This window comes from Sphingobacteriaceae bacterium, assembly GCA_002319075.1.
Classification (GTDB): Bacteria; Bacteroidota; Bacteroidia; order B-17B0; family Aurantibacillaceae; genus Aurantibacillus.
The window spans coordinates 3755834-3776852 of record NVQB01000001.1 but is presented as its reverse complement, the minus strand read 5'-3'; the positions used below and the strand labels follow the sequence as shown (position 1 = coordinate 3776852).

18 protein-coding genes are annotated in these 21019 nt (G+C 39.6%); 11 read left to right on the top strand and 7 right to left on the bottom strand.

Features of this window, described 5'->3' with window-relative positions; all coding sequences use genetic code 11:
- Window position 1: 1 nt before the first annotated feature.
- Together CNR22_16295 and CNR22_16290 are read right to left on the bottom strand one after the other, a co-directional pair.
- Window positions 2–226: a hypothetical protein gene (locus CNR22_16295; GenBank protein PBQ33268.1), complete on the bottom strand. Its 225-nt coding sequence runs from the start codon at window positions 224–226 to the stop codon at window positions 2–4.
- A 14-nt stretch (window positions 227–240) separates the two neighbouring features.
- Window positions 241–828 carry a TetR family transcriptional regulator gene (locus CNR22_16290; GenBank protein PBQ34929.1) on the bottom strand — a complete coding sequence of 196 codons (588 nt, stop codon included), beginning with the start codon at window positions 826–828 and terminating at the stop codon, window positions 241–243.
- Between the two features lie 260 nt (window positions 829–1088).
- On the opposite strand from CNR22_16290, the gene CNR22_16285 reads away from it, so the two are divergent.
- Window positions 1089–1844 carry a MerR family transcriptional regulator gene (locus tag CNR22_16285; GenBank protein ID PBQ33267.1) on the top strand — a complete coding sequence of 252 codons (756 nt, stop codon included), beginning with the start codon at window positions 1089–1091 and terminating at the stop codon, window positions 1842–1844.
- Between the two features lie 112 nt (window positions 1845–1956).
- Here the strand turns inward: CNR22_16285 and CNR22_16280 are convergent, their stop codons facing one another.
- The 4 genes from CNR22_16280 to CNR22_16265 all read right to left on the bottom strand — a co-directional run bounded on the left by CNR22_16280 (window position 1957) and on the right by CNR22_16265 (window position 7277).
- On the bottom strand, window positions 1957–4131 hold the full coding sequence (locus CNR22_16280; GenBank protein PBQ33266.1) for a serine protease: 2175 nt from the start codon (window positions 4129–4131) through the stop codon (window positions 1957–1959).
- Between the two features lie 16 nt (window positions 4132–4147).
- On the bottom strand, window positions 4148–5464 hold the full coding sequence (locus CNR22_16275) for a hypothetical protein (protein ID PBQ33265.1): 1317 nt from the start codon (window positions 5462–5464) through the stop codon (window positions 4148–4150).
- Window positions 5464–6876, bottom strand: coding sequence for a sugar acetyltransferase (locus tag CNR22_16270; GenBank protein PBQ33264.1), 1413 nt, complete (start codon window positions 6874–6876; stop codon window positions 5464–5466). Before CNR22_16270 ends, CNR22_16275 begins: the two co-directional genes overlap by 1 nt.
- Window positions 6877–6950: 74 nt before the next feature.
- Window positions 6951–7277 (bottom strand): hypothetical protein, encoded by a 327-nt coding sequence (locus tag CNR22_16265; GenBank protein ID PBQ33263.1) that lies wholly within the window; start codon window positions 7275–7277, stop codon window positions 6951–6953.
- Between the two features lie 130 nt (window positions 7278–7407).
- Between CNR22_16265 and CNR22_16260 the strand changes: the two genes are divergently transcribed.
- Complete coding sequence (locus tag CNR22_16260) at window positions 7408–10800, top strand: hypothetical protein (protein ID PBQ33262.1); 3393 nt, start codon at window positions 7408–7410, stop codon at window positions 10798–10800.
- Between the two features lie 34 nt (window positions 10801–10834).
- A complete protein-coding gene (locus CNR22_16255; GenBank protein PBQ33261.1) occupies window positions 10835–11188 on the top strand; it encodes a hypothetical protein in 354 nt (117 codons plus the stop codon).
- A 125-nt stretch (window positions 11189–11313) separates the two neighbouring features.
- Here CNR22_16255 and CNR22_16250 read toward each other — a convergent pair whose 3' ends face one another.
- Window positions 11314–12357, bottom strand: coding sequence for a dipeptide epimerase (locus CNR22_16250; protein PBQ33260.1), 1044 nt, complete (start codon window positions 12355–12357; stop codon window positions 11314–11316).
- A gap of 184 nt (window positions 12358–12541) precedes the next feature.
- Here CNR22_16250 and CNR22_16245 point away from each other — a divergent pair, with 184 nt between their 5' ends.
- The 8 genes from CNR22_16245 (at window position 12542) to CNR22_16210 (ending at window position 20963) form a co-directional block, all read left to right on the top strand.
- Window positions 12542–14449, top strand: coding sequence for a hypothetical protein (locus CNR22_16245; protein ID PBQ33259.1), 1908 nt, complete (start codon window positions 12542–12544; stop codon window positions 14447–14449).
- Window positions 14450–14452: 3 nt separating this feature from the next.
- Window positions 14453–15175, top strand: a complete 723-nt coding sequence (locus CNR22_16240; protein PBQ33258.1) for a DNA-binding response regulator — start codon at window positions 14453–14455, stop codon at window positions 15173–15175.
- Window positions 15176–15601: 426 nt separating this feature from the next.
- Window positions 15602–16615: a pyruvate dehydrogenase (acetyl-transferring) E1 component subunit alpha gene (pdhA, locus tag CNR22_16235; GenBank protein PBQ33257.1), complete on the top strand. Its 1014-nt coding sequence runs from the start codon at window positions 15602–15604 to the stop codon at window positions 16613–16615.
- 66 nt (window positions 16616–16681) lie between these two features.
- Window positions 16682–18382 (top strand): pyruvate dehydrogenase complex dihydrolipoamide acetyltransferase, encoded by a 1701-nt coding sequence (locus CNR22_16230; GenBank protein PBQ33256.1) that lies wholly within the window; start codon window positions 16682–16684, stop codon window positions 18380–18382.
- 81 nt (window positions 18383–18463) lie between these two features.
- On the top strand, window positions 18464–19222 hold the full coding sequence (locus CNR22_16225; GenBank protein ID PBQ33255.1) for an enoyl-CoA hydratase: 759 nt from the start codon (window positions 18464–18466) through the stop codon (window positions 19220–19222).
- Between the two features lie 30 nt (window positions 19223–19252).
- Window positions 19253–19705: a D-tyrosyl-tRNA(Tyr) deacylase gene (locus CNR22_16220; protein PBQ33254.1), complete on the top strand. Its 453-nt coding sequence runs from the start codon at window positions 19253–19255 to the stop codon at window positions 19703–19705.
- A gap of 93 nt (window positions 19706–19798) precedes the next feature.
- Complete coding sequence (locus CNR22_16215) at window positions 19799–20332, top strand: bifunctional pyr operon transcriptional regulator/uracil phosphoribosyltransferase (GenBank protein ID PBQ33253.1); 534 nt, start codon at window positions 19799–19801, stop codon at window positions 20330–20332.
- A gap of 118 nt (window positions 20333–20450) precedes the next feature.
- Window positions 20451–20963: a damage-inducible protein DinB gene (locus CNR22_16210; protein PBQ33252.1), complete on the top strand. Its 513-nt coding sequence runs from the start codon at window positions 20451–20453 to the stop codon at window positions 20961–20963.
- Window positions 20964–21019: the final 56 nt, after the last annotated feature.

The window sequence follows — 21019 nt, the reverse complement described above, 5'->3', positions numbered from 1 at the left end:
GTTATTCAAGCTCCCGGCATTCGAAGCCAGCCTGATTTATTAAATTAATTATTTGCTCTGCACTGAGTTCATACGACACGATGCGCAGAACACAATCAATGTCTTCACAATCCACACTCCACTCGTTTACAAACGCTGTATTGCTTAAGACCTCTTTCACACGAAGTTTATCTTCTGTCGTGCTGATGTTAGTTTTAAAAATGAGTATGTGGGTTAATTCTTCCATGAATACCATGCTATTTAAGGTTTAAGGGCCTTTACGACCATTTTTAAGGTTTGTTTTAATTTTGCTTCTGTGAGTTTAAAATCTTCATTCATCATTTTTTTCTCCTGTAAATGAAACTTTATTAATGCATAAAGAGATCCGTAAGCAATAGACCAAAAAATTTCAGGTTCCATTTTCGACATCTCGCCTCTCTTAACCGCGTTTTTAACGAACTGCTGCATGTTGTTCTTAAACACCGACATGTCTACACTTTTATGATTAATAAGATGCGTATTGCGAAACTGCTCGTAAAACTGAAAGTAAACAGGGTATTCCAGAACATAACGCAATCTGTTTCGCCATTGCATCCATAACCCATCTTCCAGTGAAGCCTCCGGATCAAAATCCCTCAACGCAGATTCTGCAAAAGTTTCTTGTGTTATTTTAAAAAGTTCCTGAACCATTTCTTCACGATTCTTAAAATAGATATAGATGGTGGCGGGCGAAACGTTCGCCGCTTTGGCAAGCTTATTCATACTCAGTCCATCAAATCCCTCCTTCACGATCATCTCCATTGCCTTTTCCCGAATAGCTGCTTCTTTATTTTCGTCTCTGATTCTCATTTGCGGGTACAAATATAAATGAATGTTCATTCACTTATACAAAGGTCTGAAAATATTTTGGCTTATTTTAAGCTTTACTTTCTAACATAAGGATACAGGCGGTGAAGAGCGAAATAACGTCGGTGAATGGAAAACAGGCATCGGTTGACCGTGTAAAATAAAATTATTCGTACTTAAAATCAGGTAATTATGCTTAAAAATTAAATTTCTCTTGACTCTAACGTAACGTTATAGCCTAGTTTTGTAGGAAAATTAATTCTATGAGCAGGTTTACAGTAAATCAATTGGCAAAGTTAGCGGGTGTTAGTGTGCGCACACTGCATCATTACGATGACATAGGTTTATTAGAACCTGGCACAAGAACGGAATCTAATTACCGTTACTATGGCGAAGAAGAGCTCCTTCGCCTGCAACAAATTCTTTTCTACAAAGAACTGGATTTACCGCTTGCAAAGATAGTAGAGATTTTAGATGACCCTTCTTTTGATACGGCATCTGCTTTAAAGTCGCATAAAAACGAACTTCTCAAACGCAAAAAACGTACCATGGACTTATTACAAACAATTGATAAAACATTAAAGTCTTTATCTCAAAAATCAAAACTAAAAAAAATGAAAGCAGAAGATATGTATCACGGCTTTGATAAAGAGCAATTAAAAGCTTATGAAAAAGAAGCCACAGAAAAATATGGTTCAGACATTATGAATGAATCGAAATTGCGCATGAAACAAATGGGCAAAGAGGGTCTTGACAAATTATTAGCAGAGGGTGAAGAAATCACTAAGGAACTTTCTAAACTTATGAATTTAAAACCCGATGATGAAAAAGTTCAGGCCCTCATTAAAAGACACTACAAAATGATGGGAGGTTTTTACACCGTTACTCCTGAGATTTACCAGGGCCTTGCAGATCTTTACGTAAATGACGACCGTTTCAAAAAGAATTACGAGAAACATAAAGAAGGTCTCGCGAAGTTTTTAAGAGAAGGGATGCTGATTTATTGTAAGGACTTATAGTTTGTGCCCTACTTCACATAAGCGCGCATCTGCCAGCCTCAATATCCACAGGGTATTTAGGCTGCTCTAATTGACATAATGAAATGCCACATCGAGCGTAATCGGGATGTGGTTATTTCACAATCTTCATCTCATTCAATAAATAGCCGGCGCCGGCATATTTATCTACCATCCACAAAGTGAAACGAATGTCTAAAGTAATGTTTCTGCAGAAGCTGCCATTATACATGATGTCACTCATGGTGCCTTCCCAATTACGATCAAAGTTTGTTCCGATTAATTCACCTTTGGCATTTAAAACCGGACTCCCACTATTCCCGCCGGTAGTGTGATTGCTGCCAATAAATGCAGTTCTTAATTTTCCGTTTTTATCTGCGTACTGTCCGAAATCTTTTTTCTCGTAAAGTTCAAGCAAACGCGGCTTCACATAAAAATCCTCTGCACCTGTTTTGTTTTTTTCAACCAAGCCATCAATAGTAGTGAAGTGCAAATACTGTATCCCGTCTTTTCCCTTGTAGTCGGATACTTTTCCAAAAGACACACGCATGGTTCCGTTCGCGTCCGGATAAAACTTTTTGTCTTTTACGTTTTCTTTCAAACCCAACATGTATTCTTTTTGAAGAGCCTGAATTTGTTTGTCGTAGTAAGTAATCTGTGGGATCACCGTTTTTTGATAATGATAATAAATTGCGGCTGTAAGAACATACATGGGATCTTTTTCGTAGGTCGCAGCGTTCGCCTCAAAATCAGCATACATCGCTTTTGATTTTGCATTGTCAATAAAAGCGGAATTGTTGTAAATGTAATCCGTTAAAGCTTGGGTACTGTTATTAAAAGCCGTGAGTAAAGAATCCAGGTGATCAGGCATTATCGCGCGATCTACATCGGCAATATACATGTCCATCATAGCATTAAACAACCTACGATCTGTTTCCTTATCAAAATTGGTAAACGGAATATTAGGTGTGCCCGACTTTAAAACCTCAGCAAATTTATTTTCCTTTCCAGCCTGCTTCTTTTTTAATTCTGTAAAAACAGGAAGAAACTGGCTCGTCATGCGAAGCCCATCAATACCCCAGAGACATTCTGAGAAATAATCGTACTGTTTACTTAGAGGCGCGTAGTCGTCGTATATTTTTTCAAACTCTTTAAGAAGTGCCGAATATTTTTCAGATTTCACTTTGTCATTCTGAACGCTTTTTAAAAAGTCTTCCTCAAATTTTTTCTTTTTGGTAATCGCATCCGATTTTTTGAGCCCGATCATTTCGCCGGTCCATTTTTTATAAGCATTGGCAACACCCGCATAACGGTTAACATACATGAGTCGAAGTGTATCGTTCTTCTTCATAGACTCTTCCATCACATCCAGTCTTTTTTCACGAAGCTTCACGCGAATAGGATCTTGTTGATTTACTAAAAGATCAACCGCATAAGATGTCAGGTATTCCTGTGTTCTTCCCGGAAAGCCGCACACCATGGTAAAATCATCTTTGTCGGCCCCCTTTAAAGAAATAGGGAAAGAATACGCCGGAACGTAAGGAACATTATCAGCACTTAATTCTGCGGGTTTATTTTCACTGTTAGCATAAATACGAAACATGCTAAAGTCAGCATTGTGTCTGGGCCAAACCCAATTATCTGTCTCGCCTCCAAATTTGCCAATGCTTTCAGGAGGAGCTCCTACCAGGCGAATATCTTTAAAAACTTCAGTTACAAACATGTAATATTCGTTACCGTAGTAAAACGCACGAACAAACGCGTCATAATGATTTCCTTTTTCCGCAATTGCCTCCAGACTTTTCATGTTAGACTGAATTGCAGAATCTTTTTGTGATTCCGAAAAATCAGACTTTACATTTGCCATTACCCTGGCTGTTACATCTTCAATTCTTTTAATAAAGGTTACGCTTAAACCTTTGCAGGGAATTTCTTTTCCCTGGTCCTTCGCAAAAAAACCTTCCTTCAGATAATCTTTTTCTACCGTACTCAATCCCGCTATGGAAGAAAACCCACAGTGATGATTTGTAAGAATTAATCCCTTGTTGGAAATAACTTCGGCCGTGCATCCTCCCCCAAAAATTACTACAGCATCTTTCATGCTGGCTTTGTTAATGTTGTAGATATCTTTGGCTGTTAATTTAAAGCCATTTTTTTTCATGTCCTTAAAGTTTAAGGCATCTATCAATTGTGGCATCCACATTCCTTCGTCGGCTTTGCTTACGAAAAAACATAAACTTAAAAGGAGGATTAAAACTTTATTCTTCATGGTAGTGGTTTGTATATTCATTTGATGGGTTTGCGCTCTATTTGCTTAATCCAGCCATTTTCACAGCATCTATTTTTATGGCACTATCAAGACTAATTTGCAATTGCGTGCTTTTTAAAGTAGATTTTTTAAGTAAACCTGGAATAGTGCGAATCTGTTTTGCGTAAGTCTGTATTTGTTTATTGCGTTCAATTCTTTCAGCATAGGTTTTTGGAGAAGTGTACAATTCGTAGGCGTTCTCAATAAACCCGTTTCCAAAACCCGGAAGATTACCGTCTGCATAGAGAAGCATGATAACCTGGTTACTTTCAATTTCTTTTTTAAGATCCAACTCCCAGGTTTCTGTTTTTTCACCTGCAACACGGTTTGGCACCACGCGGTTATTGTAGTACCAGAATTCACCAAAACCAAAAGCTTTTTGCCCAATCCCCATGTACACCGGGCCATACCAATAACTATCCGAAATTGTAAGAACACGTGTAACGTTTTTCGTGCTATCTTCCTCAAACACATAATTGGGATAAGCCAGCTGCATATTTTGCGGAGGATCAGAATAGAGATTCATACTCTTTAACACGTCAGCATCGCGGCTGCGAGAAGTATCGACCACATCAATTGTTTTCCAGCTGATGTTTGGCATGTCACAATTGTGCAGCTTTTCTATGTATTTAATAATGGTATCTACTGCAAGACATTCGCCATAGAAACTCCAGTGATGGCCAAACTTTGGAAACAAGGGATATTTTGAAGTGGGCTTTGATTTTTCAAACCACTCATAAAGATCCAGCGTGTTTATACCAAGATCTTTACCATGTGATACGAAATAGTCGTAATTTGTTTTTTTAATTTCATGAACATATTTATCTTCTACATATTCAATACTTCCCGATCCTTTGCCTGGAGCATAAACAAAAAGAAGATCTATGCCCTTTTTCTTCAGAGTATCCTGAACAACTTTTGCTTTCTCGAGAAGTGACACTACTTTTTTCTCCTCCATCAGATCGTCACCAAATGCAGCAAAGATGTAGCCTTCACTAAAAAGGTAATTTTCTTTCCCGCTCACAAAATTATTTACGCGAATCTGGTTAAATGCGGTATAATAAAACTGGTTGTTAAGACGTACCATGTTTTCTTTAAATGCCCAGTGATCGTCGTTATAGTCCTCGCGTTCTGCCTGGTAGGTGCCGTTAAACCAATCGGCCCAGGAAAACACTGGTTTCTCATCACTGATAACAATTCCGGTAAGGTTAGGTTTATTATCCTCTCCTTTAGCAAAGGTCATTAACAAGGGGTATGCAATAGCTAAAAAAGCAATGACACAGTGAATGGAATATGTTTTTAGTTTAGCCGCCATTAAAATCTAAAATAAATAAAGGGGTTAAAATTAAGTGCAGAAACATAACTCAGAGAAACGTAATACAAAACAATTCCTCCCAGCACTGCCACCCATTTTCCGGTATCAGTAAATTTTTCACCGTAAAGTTTATCCTGCAGGTGTTTTGTTTTTGCAGTTACTGCGAAGAAAGAAATTAATAAAGCCACAATGGCCATTGTTACAAAATCATTATTCACTGTAAATTTACCGTGGAAAAAATCGAAAGCATACATTTGTTTAATGACGTGCAGAGCATAGTGCAGATCTTCGTTGCGAAACAAAACCCAACCGCTTACTACAATTAAAAAAGTAACAGGAATCGCAATAAATTTACCAAGCTTTTGAAAAACACGGCCGAGGAACAAGCGTTCAAGTACCAGGAAAAATCCATGATATGCACCCCATAGCACAAAGTTCCAGCTCGCTCCATGCCAGAGACCAGAAAATAAAAACACAATAATTAAGTTACGGTAAAGCTTGGCATCCGATACCTTATTCCCACCTAAAGGAATGTAAAGGTAGTTACGCATCCAGGTTCCTAAGGTGATGTGCCACCTGCGCCAGAATTCGGTAATACTTCCTGAGATGTAAGGATTATTAAAATTCTCCGGCAATTTAAATCCCATGATTTTTCCAAGACCAATGGCCATATCGCTATATCCGCTAAAGTCAAAATAAATCTGGAAGGTATATGCCAGGGCTCCAACCCAGGCAGCTGCAGTATCTATTTGTTCTGCGGGTAATTTAAAAACCGCATCAGCCTGCATACCCAGAGTATTTGCCAGAATTGTTTTTTTCGCCAGACCCAGACAAAATATCAAGAAACCACTTAATTTAATTTCGGCAGTGTAATTTTTTTCGCGGTTAGTAATCTGATCCGCTATGTCGTGATATCTTACAATCGGGCCAGCTATTAATTTCGGAAACAACAAAATGTATGTCTGGTAATGCCAAACATTTTTCAAAGGCTTATGAACTCCGCGATACACGTCTATTACATAAGTTAGACTTTCAAATGTGTAAAACGAAATTCCGATTGGTAATACCACTTTCATCCAGGAGATCTCCGAACCTAGCAAGGCATTGATATTCTCTATAAAAAAATTACAGTACTTAAAATAGAATAGTAAACCGAGATTAAGGCAAAGCGAAACTATGAGATAAACTCGTTTAGACTTTTGTGTCTTTTGATTTTGCATGGCATTTACCAGCAAAAAATCTAAAAAGGTTGTTCCAAGAATGACGAAGATAAATTTTGGTCCGCCCCAGCTGTAAAAATAAATACTGGCAGCAAGAATAACCGCATTTTTAAATTTATGCGGAACCAGATGGTACAATAAAATGAATACCGGGAGAAAATAAACGAGATACGTGATACCACTAAAAACCATACGCGTTAAGGGCCACAAAAATAAGATTATTTAGCGATTTAAGAGAGTCGTAAGGGGGTATTTTTTTAGAATTTTCAGAGCTTTTCCAATGCCTGGAAGAGTTCTTGCCTTAAAATAGCGAGAGAATTAAAAAAACTTTCATCAAATTCAGGCTTCACTTTTAGTCCGGGATTTTCTGTTTTACTAAGCAATTCCCAGTATTGGAGCTGGTTTGCGTAAAGTGCTGTTAAATCGGCCGCTATTTTTTTAAGATGAAGATTTAGCGCTGATTTGTCTGTACTCAGCCGGTTAATAGTCCTCACAGCGCTTCTCACACCTTCAGCAAGCGTGGTTTGGCTACTTTGTTGAGTCATGAGTGAAAAGGTTTCTTTTAAATCTTTTATAAGTTCATTGTTTTGCATACTTCTTCTATTTGCTGAACCCTAAGTTAAGCAAAGAAGTGATGGTTTCTATTTTGCGGAAGAAAACAAAATTTTAATATCTTTAAGTCCTGATAAAGATCCCATAAGCCGCAACCCTAAAGCATTATCTATGAAATACAAACTCTTTCTGCTTCTTTTTTCATTCAGCATTTTTACCCCCTTTTTTACTTTCGCACAATCTACGGCAACCCTTTGTAGTGGCTCTCAGCTCTGTATCTCAGGATACTCTACCGGAATATGGGATGGACCAGGCATCAGTAGTCAGACCGCAACGTGCATTAATCCGGTGGTTACAGGAAGCTATAGTTGCCAGACAATTGACCTTTTCGGCGCTTTTGGCCCGGTATTGACTTATTCTATTACTGTTGCCGATAAACCTGTTGTAACTTTCAGTACAAATGCCCCTGCACTCTGCGGCAGCTCCTATACTTTTAACGGAAATGCATCCGTAAGTTCCGGATCTCTGATCTCTCAAACCTGGAATTTTGGTGATGGAAACAGCTCTCTATCTTTCCCATCAACTACCTACAATTATAGCGCTCCGGGAACATATTCTGTGGCCTTAGTAGCCGAATCATCCGAAGGCTGTATAGATTCGGCGGTACATATTTTAACTGTCTCACCCATTCCTGCTCTTTCTTTTGATTTTTCTCCGATCTGTTTGAATACCTCCACAACATTTACAAACACGTCCACCATACCCGCACCGGGAAGCATCACCTCCTACCATTGGGATTTCGGAAACGCATCAAACTCAGCACTTGTAAATCCATCAGCCACCTTTACTTCCGCTGGAATTTACAGTATAACACTTACTGCAACCGCAGCTTCAGGATGCACGGTTGGCACAGTTGAAACGGTAACCGTATACGCCAGTCCCGCAATCAGTTTTAGCACAACAAATCTTTGTAGCCGCAAATTAATCGCTTTCACGCCTTATGTTTCGGTTGCTTCCGGGAGCATTACAAATTATTCATGGCTTTTATCTTCCAGCTCCTCAACGCTCTATGCCAGCACATCATCCAGTCCTTCTTTTACTTTTGCACCAGGAAATTACCAGGTTGTTTTGACACTTACAACAGAATATGGTTGCTCATCTACAAACACTCAGACAATAAGTGTTGCACCCACTCCCACTGTAAGCTTTACTGCACAGGCATTAAACGTTTGCTCCACAGCATTCAGTTTTTCTTATACGGGCACAGGTCAAAGCAGTTACAGCTGGAATTATGACGGACTAACAACAGGAACGTCTACAGAAACAAGCTTCACTTACCCCTCATCAGGCACCTATACCGCCTCTGCTATTGGTATTTCAAGCACAGGTTGTTCTGACACCCTTGACCAAAGTTTCACCATCTATCCTGCGCCAAGCCTTAATTTCACGCTGGCGAACACCTGTTTAAATACGACTTTCTCCATTTCATCATCCCCCAGCGCCAGCATTTCCAGCCGCACCTGGGATTTCGGTGATCCTGCATCAGGTGCTGCTAATACCTCTACACTTTCATCCCCCTCGCATTCTTATGGAAGTGCCGCTACCTATACGCTTTTACTCACACTTACCAACAATGTAAGTTGTACCTCGCAAACTACTATACCGGTTACTATAAACCCCAATCCTTTTATTACCGTAAGCAGCGGAAGTATTTGCACAGGACAATCCTTTAGTCTGAATGCCAGCGGAGCCGCTACCTACACCTATCTTACCGGTTCTGCAGTAGTAACCCCTACCGCCAATAGTACTTACAGTGTAAAAGGAACAAGTGCTTTTGGATGTATTGGCACCAATACGGCGGTAAGTTCTGTAACCGTTTATAGCTTGCCCACCATTTCTGTATCTAACGCAACAATTTGTACAGGCAGTGCATTTACCTTTACCGGAATCGGTGCTGCCCAATACTCTTCGGGAAGTGGTATAACAAGCGTTAGTCCGACAGTAACAACTACTTACACGGTTTCTGGACTAAGCTCACAGGGATGTCCAAGCTCCAATACAACTTCCATGACACTCGCCGTTAACCCTGTTCCAACCATCAGTGTAAACAGCGGCACTATCTGTTCCGGCACAAGTTTTACCATTATACCGGTGAGCACGAGTGCCTACAGCATTTCCGGAGGATCGAGCGTGGTTAGTCCGGTTACAACAACAAATTATTTTGCTACTGCTACTAACTCGCTTGGTTGCAGCGCGAGTGTACCGAGTAATGTTTCTGTGCTGCAACCCCCTACCATTTCGGTAAATAGTGGAAGCATTTGTTCTGGCTCTGTATTTACTTTATCCCCTGCGGGAGCGGTCAGTTACACTTATTCAGGTGTTACCAATACCGTAGCGCCTAACGCTAACACTACCTATAGTGTGTCTGGTACAGGTGTAACGGGCTGTACAAATTCAGCAGTAAGTTCTGTAACAGTTTATATTACACCTACCGTTTCAGTAAACAGCGGGTCTATCTGCTCAGGAAAATCATTTACTCTCATGCCCACGGGAGCAAGCAGCTATAGCTTCTGGAGCGGAAGTCCGGTTGTAAATCCTGCTTCCTCTTCTCAATTTTCGGTTACAGGAATAAGTGCTTTCGGCTGCTATAACACAGCAATAAGCCAGGTAACCGTTTTTATAACACCTACCATAACCGTTAACAGTGGCACGCTTTGCCAGGGCACAAATTTCACTTTAGCACCAGCCGGAACTAACAGCTACAACTTTTCCGGGGGAACGGCTGTTGTAAGTCCAACCAGCAATGCCACTTACACTGTTACCGGAATAAGCGCTGAAGGATGCACCGCCACAGCCCTGAGTTATATAACCGTTTTTGTGTCACCTTTGATTTCTGTAAATAGTGGTTCTATCTGCGAAGGAAGTTCTTTTACAATGAGCCCAAGTGGTGCGAGTACCTATACTTTTTCAAATGGTGCTTCGGTAGTTACGCCCGCCTCTACAACTTCCTATACAATTACCGGAACTAATACACTCGGTTGCACCAATACCAACAACGCGGTAAGTACTGTAACAGTAAAAACAATTCCGGTTATACAGACTTTAAGCACGAACACGGCCATGTGCGTGGGTGAGACCGCCACGTTATTAGCTACAGGCGCGCTAAGTTATACGTGGGCCGGTTACACCCCTGCTGCCTACATTTTTATTACACCAAACGTTACGACAGTTTACACGGTTACAGGAAGCAACAATACGGGCTGTTTTAAAACCGAAGTTTACACTCAGAACGTTTTTACCTGCGCAGGAATTAACGAAACAAAAGAATCTGCGAGTATCCTGGCCATTTATCCAAATCCTAACAATGGCAACTTCTCCATTAAATCCAATTCAGAAATAGATCTGAAACTTATTAATGCTTTAGGACAAACAGTAAGACTTATTTCTGTTAACGCATCTTCTGACTATAAAGTTGACATTCGTGAATTAGCCGAAGGCCTTTATTATATAAGCTCACAGGATGGACAACGTTTATTTAAACAAAAAATAATTGTAAGCAGGTAATCATAACACTCCCATAAATTAAAACCATATAACCATGACAAAAACAATTAAAATCCTGACCGTACTAGCGACAATTATTTTAATGTCGTCATTTACAAACAAAAACACTACAGAGTTTATAGGAACCTATGGTGTTACCGCATCAGATCCTGCGCAAATTAAACTGGTACTAAACTCAGATCAGACTTTTTATTACCAGGATTTTTCGATGCAAGACAATAAAATTAGTGTTAAAGGGACCTGGACCCTGAAAGGAAAAAAAGTGATTTTAAAGGGCAGTGATTCTACTAAAAAATTTCACAGCATTTGGACATTTTCAGCAAATGGTCAGGTTGCCAAATCTCGCAGAGGACTTACATTTTACAGCCTGGGTAAACTAGACAGTTAGAACATACCTCAGAGCAAGCTAGCAAAATGCCGGTTTATTGCAGGCTGGCATTTTGCAGGCTCTTTCAATTTTACAGCATTCCGATTGAACGTAAAGCCCAAGGCTACCGCATGTTAAACTGCGTATTAGAATTTTAGTAAATCCGGAATCGGCTCCACGCCAATACCCGGAAGGTCGGAGGTATACACTTTTCCATCTTTGTAACAAAGTCCCCTGAAAGGATCGTTCTTATAAAGCATGGGGGCGTCGAGATCTATATAGTTTGCAAAACCCATAAGTTGGGTCATTGCTCCCGTTGCACATGAACTTTCCGCCATACAACCTAACAAAATAAGGAGTTTGTTTTTTGTGCAGAAGTCAATCATTTTTAAGGCCTCATGAATTCCCGTAGATTTCATCAGTTTAATATTTACTCCGCTAAAGCTACCATCCAGATCCTGCAGATCTTTCAAACGCCTTACGCTTTCGTCGGCAATGGTTGGCAGTGGGCTTCTCTCCGTAACCCAGACCATCTCTTCTTTCATAGCTACTGGCATAGGCTGTTCAACAAGGATAACATTTTGTTCCTTCATCCATAAGATCATTTCCAGAACGTAATGTTTATCCGTCCATCCCTGATTAACATCCACATACAAGGGTTTGTTGCTGTGCTTACGAATAGTCGAAATAAGGTTTTTATCATCTTTCGTTCCAGCTTTAATTTTAAGAATAGTGTAGTCCGAAGCCTCTTTTAATTTTTGAATAAGAATTTCTTCACGGTCAATTCCAATTGTAAAAGAAGTAGATTTAGATTTATCTTGTTTAAACCCATAAAATTGGGCGATGGTTTTATTCAGCGTTTTGCAGAGCAAATCATGCAAGGCTAAATCAATGGCCGCTTTTGCCGCATTATTACCTTCCTCTAATACATCTATTTGGTGTAATAAAAGAGGTATACTAATCGGGGCAGAACTCCTTTCCAAAAGAGGTCTCGCTTTTTCAAAAAAAGAAATAGTTCCTTCTACCGTTTCCCCCAGATATGCCGGCAAACACGCTTCGCCGTACCCTATAAACTCACTGGTTTTTAATTCTATAAAAACACTTGAGGTTTCCTTACGCGTATTAGATGAAACACCAAAAGGATATTTAAACTCAAGCTTGTAGACTTTATAATTTAATTCAATAAACATTTCCGTAAAATAAAGTTTTCTTTAGCGCATCGCTTCGCTGTAATAAAAGAGTTTTAAGACGCTGCCTGTGAGAATGTGGAGTTATGCTATTTTACAAGTTCTTTCCGTTATACAGGTTTAATCTTTAAAAAAACTAAAATTTATTTTATTCCGTATATTTGAATTAATCCACTATACTCACGTTGTGTCTGCGTTCAGGTTATTCATACTAGCTTTTTTTTTACTTTGCAGAACTAACATTTTTGCAGACAACGACACAAGTCTGATCAGTAAAAACAATTCCAGGGCCTGGAGTTTAAGAAATGTCAATGTAGATTCTGCAATACTTCTAAGCGAACAATCGCTTTCACTTATTAATAACCTGGATAACGCAGCCACTTTACCACCAAAATGGAAAGAGAAAACACTGGCGCGCACATATTATTATCTGGGTATTTTTTATAATCTGCACGGAAAACCCAATTTGCCCTTTGATTATTTTAAAAAAGCTTTAAAAATTTCTATGGACATTGGGGATGATTATGGCATGTCGCAAGTTTTCGGAGGTTTGGGGCACGCTTACCTGATGGAAGGAAATCTTTCAAAGGCGGCTGAAAATTATTTTAAAGCGCTGACCAAATATGAAAAATTAAACTATAAAGCAGGAGTAGCTATTCAACTTTCCAATCTTGGAAATGTTTTCGCCGAACAGGGACTTTCAGAAAAAGCACTGGGATATTATTTCAGATCTTTAAAAATAGCACAGGAGATTAAAGATTCAACGCGCCTGGCCATACAACTGGGCAACATAGGAACCGTTTACAGCGAACAAAAGAAAACCGAAAAAGCAATTGAATTTTACTTAAAAGCCCTTGAGATGAATGAGCACATCAAAAACAAAAGTGGCATTGCTATGAATCTCAACAATCTTGGAAGCATTTACCAGGACAACAAAGACTATAAAACTTCTTTACCCTATTACGAGCAGGCACTTAAACTTGCTGAAGAATACGGCAACAAAGATCATATTGCCAGTTTTACCGGAAACATCGGTATTGTGTACTCGCTTCAAAAAAAATTTACTATCGCCGAGTCCTTTCTTTTGCGCGCACTTAAACTTTCGCAGGAAATTCAATCTATTAATGCTATAAAGGATATTGAAAATGCTTTGAGCGATCTTTATAGCGCATGGGGAAAGGAGAAAAAAGCACTTGAACATTTTAAAGCCTTTATCAGCGCACGTGATACCATTATAAATGTGGCAAATACCGAACAAAATGTGCGCCTAGAGATGAATTACGAGTTCGAAAAAAAACAAGCCATAGAAAATGCTATTCATCAGGAACAATTACAGGTTCTTGAAGCAGAAAATCAAACACAAAAACAATTCCGTTTATTTCTCTTCGTCATACTGGGTTTGGCCATTATTTTAGTTTTCGTTTTGCGCCGGTCGGTTAAAAACAAAACACAAATAGCCACTTTTTTAGCAGAAGAAGCACAAAGAAAAGAAACACTCCTTCAGGAAGTGCATCACCGAATTAATAATAATCTACAAATCATTTCCAGTTTGCTTACCCTGCAAGCCAATAACGTAGCCGATGAGCGCCTGTTCGGGTATTTAAAGCAAAGTCAAAGCCGCATACAATCTTTATCAGTGCTACATGAACTTTTGTATCAGCAAGACTCACACCTCGAAATAGATATGAAAGATTATCTTAACCAGGTGCTCAATTTTCACCGCGATGTTTTGGCTAGCAAATTACAACACGTAGAAATGCGGGTAGATGTTCACCCCGTTCAATTTCCAACCAAAATAGCTGTTCCCATTGCCCTTATCATAAACGAACTGGTGACCAATGCTATTAAATATGCCTTTAAAGAAGAAGATCGCGGAAAAATAGAGATTTCTTTGAAGGCTTCAAATGAAGGAGACCGCTCGTGGATTTTAAAAATTGAAGACAGTGGAAAAGGTATGCCGGAAGATCTCTCAGCAAGAAAGGAAAGCCTGGGATTAAGACTTGTAAACATAATGGCTAAACAAATAGGCGCAATTTTAACCAAAGTAAACACTCCAGGTGCAACTTTTACCTTAACTTTCTCACCAGAAAACTAAAATTTGGAACTAGTAAACGACATATTAATTGTAGAAGATGAATTACTGATAGCGGAAACAATTCACGATATTCTTTTAAATGCAGGATACAAAAGTGTTCGCATCGCTGTGTCCGTAGAAGAAGCTATTGAAGAGATAGAAATCAGGAAACCAGGACTGGTACTAACCGACATAGAATTAGGACAATGGAAAAACGGCATTGACCTGGGTAACCTTTTACATTCTACCTATAATATCCCCTACATTTTTATCACCTCGCATAAAAGTGCCGATATTGTTAGCAGGGCCAAACATGCACATCCTAACGCTTACATTGTAAAACCTTTTAAGAACGAGGATTTGCTCATAGCCATAGAGCTTGCCCTTTTTAATTCCAGCGAAAAAAATGAAGCACACAAAGACGAAGAATCGTTAATTGTAAAAGAAGGTCGCGCCCTGATAAAACTTCCCTACCCCACAATTGTTTGGCTGGAAGCATCTGGAAACTACACCTTAATTAATCTTACAAGCAACAAACGGCGGGTTATCCGCGATGCTTTAAGTGAGTTCGAAAAACAATTAAATGCCAATTCTTTTGTCAGAATTCATAAATCTTACATCGTTAATAAAACCGCGGTTACCGAAATTCATGCTCAAAAGGTGCTATTAGATACCATTGAATTACCAATCGGCAGAACCTACCAATCTGAAGTACATGCATTTTTCGGAAAACAATTTTCCTCCTGAATTTCCTAATGCCCTTATACCCCCAAATCATTCACAGCCTTTAAAGCGTTGTTTGTCCCATTTTTTCAAATTTTCGGGCTTCGTAATATTATATTCGTTTAAGATATAGATTGACATCTTTTATTTTAAATTGGGGTAAATAGACAGGTTTTCACACAACCGAAATTTGGGAGCTTTTAAACTCCCATTTTTTTTGTTTATGAGCTTGCAAAGTTTTTTCTTCCAAAAAAAATTCCCACTGTAATTCCTGCAAAAAACAAGAAAACTATTTTTTCATACAAATTCCGAAAGCGCTCATTTAGTGCAGGTTAACTAAAAATGCAGATCAGCAATAACGATTGCGTAAACTTAGGTGACTACTCACTTAATTAAAGTGAGTTTTTATCATTTTTCTGTTATTTTTGTGTCTTCATATATTTAACCGCTATGGCTAAAACCGCTACAGAAAAAAAATTAAAGTTTACAAAAGACCAATACTTGCATTGGTACGAATCTATGCTCTTAATGCGCAAGTTCGAAGAAAAAACCGGGCAGGTATATGTTCAACAAAAAATTAAGGGGTTTTGCCACCTTTATATAGGTCAGGAAGCAATCGTAGCAGGCACTGTAAGCGCTACCAAAAAAGGTGATAAACACATTACGGCCTACCGTGATCACGCTCATCCTATTGGACTAGGCTTACATCCAAAATACGTTATGGCTGAAATGTATGCTAAAATCACAGGTTGCAGCAAAGGCAAAGGTGGAAGTATGCACATTTTCAGTAAAGAACATGGTTTCGTTGGAGGGCATGGTATTGTTGGAGGTCAGGTGCCACTAGGAGCTGGAATTGCCTTCGCTGAAAAATATAATGGTACCGACAATGTGTGCGTTTGCTCTATGGGCGACGGTGCAGTGCGTCAGGGTGCTTTACACGAAGCTTTTAACATGGCCATGACCTGGAAATTACCGGTTGTGTTCATCGTAGAAAATAACATGTATGCCATGGGAACTTCAGTAGAACGTACCAGTAATGTGCATGAACTTTGGAAACTTGGTTTAGCTTACGATATGCCTTCAAAACCAGTAGATGGTTTAACTGTAGAAGCTGTTCACGAAGCTATGGAAGAAGCTGTTGCACGCGCCCGTCGCGGTGACGGTCCCACATTTTTAGAAATGAAAACTTACCGTTACAAAGGGCACAGTATGAGCGATGCTCAGACTTACCGTACTAAGGACGAAGTAAAAGAATATCAAACTCAGGATCCCATTGAAAAAGTATTAAACACTTTGAAGAAAAACGGATGGATAGATGATGCAGGCATTGAAGCGGCAGAAGAACGCGTAAAAGCCCTGGTAACAGAGTCTGTTCAGTTTGCGGAAGAAAGTCCATACCCTGAACCGGAAGAACTTTACAAAGATGTTTATGCCGAACCAAACTACCCATACATTATAGAATAATTTTCAGACGCATATAAATCAACAACGAATTAAGTTTTAATTTTCCATTTCTAATTAAATAAAAGTATGGCCGAAGTAGTAAAAATGCCCAAATTAAGTGATACCATGACCGATGGTGTTATTGCTAAGTGGCATAAAAAAGTTGGGGATAAAGTAAAAAGCGGAGAATTGCTTGCCGATATTGAAACCGATAAAGCAACTATGGAATTTGAATCTTTCCAGGATGGTGTTTTGTTGCACATTGGCGTACAGGAAAAACAAGCTGTTCCCGTAGATTCTATCATTGCTATTTTAGGAAAAGAAGGGGAAGATATTAGCGGACTCCTTGACGGAGGCTCTGGAGAAAGTAAGCAGTCGGACAACAAACAAGAGGTTAAAAAAGAATCTACATCTAAAGAGTCTGTCACTTCGAGCGTAGCAGAGAAGGACGAGAAAAAGTCTGAAAGCAGTGCCCCAAAAGCTTTACCTGCAGGGGTAGAAGTGGTGCGTATGCCGAAACTCAGCGATACTATGACGGAAGGTGTTCTTGCGAAATGGCATAAAAAAGTTGGCGATAAAGTAAAAAGCGGAGAATTATTAGCAGATATTGAAACTGATAAAGCTACCATGGAATTTGAATCGTTCCAGGATGGTGTTTTGATTTACCAGGGTATTGAAGAAGGCAAAGCGACCCCGGTAGATAGCATTATTGGGATATTAGGAAAAGGCGATGAAGATGTAAAGGCAATTTTAGCATCCGTTCAATCTGGTGGAGGCTCATCTAAAGCATCTTCAGAAAGCGCAGAGAAAAAGGAAACTCCTGAAAAGAAAGAAGCGTCTGAAGAAAAAGACTCAGATGCTAAAAAAACAGATGCCGCTTCGGGCGCAGTCGGGAAAGACGAAGAAACACATACCAGCGCCGACGGCAGAATAAAGGCGTCGCCTTTGGCAAAAGCATTAGCTAAAGAAAAAGGAATTGACCTCGGTAAAGTAAAAGGTACTGCTGAAAACGGCCGTATTACAAAAGCAGACATTGAAAATTACAAACCTGCAGCGGCCTCTGCTTCAGGAGCCAAAACAGCAACAAGCTCTGCACCGTTAGGAAAAGAAGAATTCAGAGATGAACCCGCTTCGCAAATGCGTAAAACCATTGCCCGTCGTTTATTAGAAAGCACTCAAAACACTCCGGTGTTTTATCTCAATATCGAAGTAGACATGGATAACGCCATGGCTGCCCGTAATGTAATAAACGCCATTCCTGACACTAAAGTTTCATTTAATGACTTAGTTATAAAGGCTTGCGCAGCGGCTTTACGCAAACATCCACAAGTTAATACAAGTTGGATGGGAGATAAAGTACGTTTCAACTCTCATATCCATATCGGTATGGCAGTAGCTGTAGAAGACGGTTTATTGGTTCCGGTAATTCGTTTTGCCGATCAAAAATCTTTATCGCAAATTTCAGCGGAAGCTAAAGATTTTGGTAAACGCGCAAAAGATAAAAAACTACAACCTGCAGAGTGGGAAGGAAATACTTTTACAGTTTCCAACCTGGGTATGTTTGGTATTGAATCCTTTACTTCCATCATCAATGCTCCGGCCTCTTGTATACTATCGGTAGGAGCAATAAGACAAGTACCGGTTGTGAAAAACAACATGGTAGTTCCTGGCAACACCATGATGTTGAGTCTTGCCTGCGATCACCGCACGGTAGATGGCGCAACCGGCGCACAATTCTTACAGACACTTAAAATCTTTATCGAGAATCCGGTGACGATGATCGTATAACAATTCTATAGTAGCTATTTTTATTTCGGGTTCTGTGTAAACACAGAACCCGAAACATTTAAACTTGAAACTCGAAATAAAATGGAAGCCTTCGTAAAATCAGAAATAAAAAACGGGATAGGAACAATCACTTTTTTTCATCCTCAAAGCAATTCAATGCCGGGGACGCAATTACGTAACCTCGCTGCAGAAATTGAAAAAGTAGGAAAAGATGATGCTGCCAAAGTTATCGTGTTAAAAAGCGAAGGCGATAAAACCTTTTGCGCAGGCGCCAGTTTTGATGAATTAATCTCGATTAAAGATTTAGAAACAGGAACACACTTCTTTTCTGGTTTTGCCATGGTTATTAATGCTATGCGTAAAGCTCCTAAGTTTGTTATAGCGCGCATACAGGGCAAGGCTGTGGGTGGTGGCGTGGGTATTGCGTCCAGCGCTGATTATACTTTTGCAACCGATGCAGCTGCTGTAAAATTAAGTGAGTTGGCAGTTGGTATCGGGCCATTTGTAGTTGGACCAGCCGTTGAACGTAAAGTGGGAACAGCAGCCTTCTGTCAGTTAACCATTAACGCTACCGAATTTCAAACAGCGCAATGGGCCAAAGAAAAAAATTTATACGCGGAGTTATTTACTACCATTGAGGAGATGGACAAAGGCATTGATGCATTAGCCAACAAACTCGCCGCGAGCAATCCCGAAGCTATGGCTATGCTAAAAAAAATCATGTGGGAAGGCACCGAGAATTGGGATACTTTACTGGTTGAACGCGCAGGCATGAGTGGTAAATTGGTTTTAAGTGAATTCACTATAAACGCTATTAATAAATTCAAACAGAAAGCTTAGCGGCTGATTAATTTTGGTTCATTATAAATCATGCGATTGCTAATTCAAAGAGTTGCAGAGGCCAGTGTTACTATTGAGGGTCAGATTCACGCTTCTATACAAAAAGGTCTTTTAATTTTAGCTGGAATTGAAGAAGCCGATACGGAAGAAGATTTGCTTTACCTGGTTGCAAAGGCCGTGAACATGCGAATTTTTTCAGATGCGGACGGAAAAATGAATCTCGATGTAAAACAAGTGGGTGGCGAGATTTTAGTGGTGAGCCAGTTTACTTTACATGCTTCCACAAAAAAAGGAAACCGTCCCTCGTTCATTAAAGCGGCGCGACCTGATCAAGCCATTCCTCTTTACGAAAGCTTTCTTTCTGAACTAGGACTTGCACTAGGAAAGCCTTGTAAATCGGGCGTATTTGGCGCTGATATGAGAATAGGCCTCGTAAATGAAGGTCCGGTGACGATTATTCTTGACAGCAAGAACAAAGAATAAAACTTCCACAGGTTAAAAAGCAAAGTTCAGCAAAGCTCTTTAGATTGCAGAAAATATTTATCTTTAAACCTTATAATCTGAAAAGTTTTTACCGTGCGTCCAAAAATCCTATTAGAAAAAACCCAATTCGATGTTACCCTTAAACGCCTGTGCCACCAATTAATTGAGGTACACAACGATTTTAGTAAAACGGTAATTATTGGATTGCAGCCGCGCGGTATTTATCTCGCACGCCGCATTCAGAAGGAGTTGCAAAGCATTTTAAAATCAAAACACATTCATTGTGGAGAATTAGACACGACTTTTTACCGCGACGATTTCCGGAAAAAAGAACTCATTCCCAACCGCACCAATATTGATTTTATTATTGAAGATAAAAATGTGGTATTGATAGATGATGTTCTTTTTACAGGCAGAACCATACGTGCCGGACTGGATGCTATGCTGGCATTCGGCCGTCCGAAGGATGTAGAGTTACTGGTATTGGTAGACAGAAGGCTTTCCAGGAATGTTCCCATCCAGGCAAAATACATTGGTATCACTATCGATTCCATTTCCACACAAAATGTGCGCGTAGAGTGGAAAGAAACAGATGGCGCAGATAAGGTAACGCTGGTAGACAAATAACACCAAAGCAGAACAAAGTTCGCTTCGGTGTTATACACAAAAGCAGAACATTTTCTTAGGTATTTTTAACCAGAATACTAAGTACTTATTATTACTACTAATTACTCACTACTAAAAAATGAGACCAGAAAAAGGAACCTATCCGGAATACTATGGCCAGTATATTCCACTGGTGAACCAGGAAGATGTGAACCTTGCTTTAACGCGTAACTGGGAAGATCTTCAGAATTTCATTTCCTCTATCCCCAAAGAGATGGAAGATTACGCTTATGCACCCGGCAAATGGACCATTAAGCAAGTAATTATGCACCTGGTAGACACAGAACGTATTTTCGCTTACCGGGCATTGCGTTTTGCCCGCAGAGATGCTCAGCAACCTTTATCTTTTGAAGAGAATGACTATGCCGCTAATGCAGAACTGAGCGAAAGAACGCTTGAGGACATTCTACAGGAATTTGAAACAGTTAGAAAAGCTACCCTATCCTTATTTAAAGGTTTTTCACCAGGTACTTTGTTAAATGCCGGGAATACTGCCATAGGAAAGACTACGGTACTGGCAATTGGCTTCCTAACCTGCGGACACGCGATACATCATATGAATGTGATTAAAGACCGCTACCTGAAAAAATAATTTAGAATGTAAAATATAAAAGTTACTTTTAACTTTTGAAAATTCACCCTAACCTG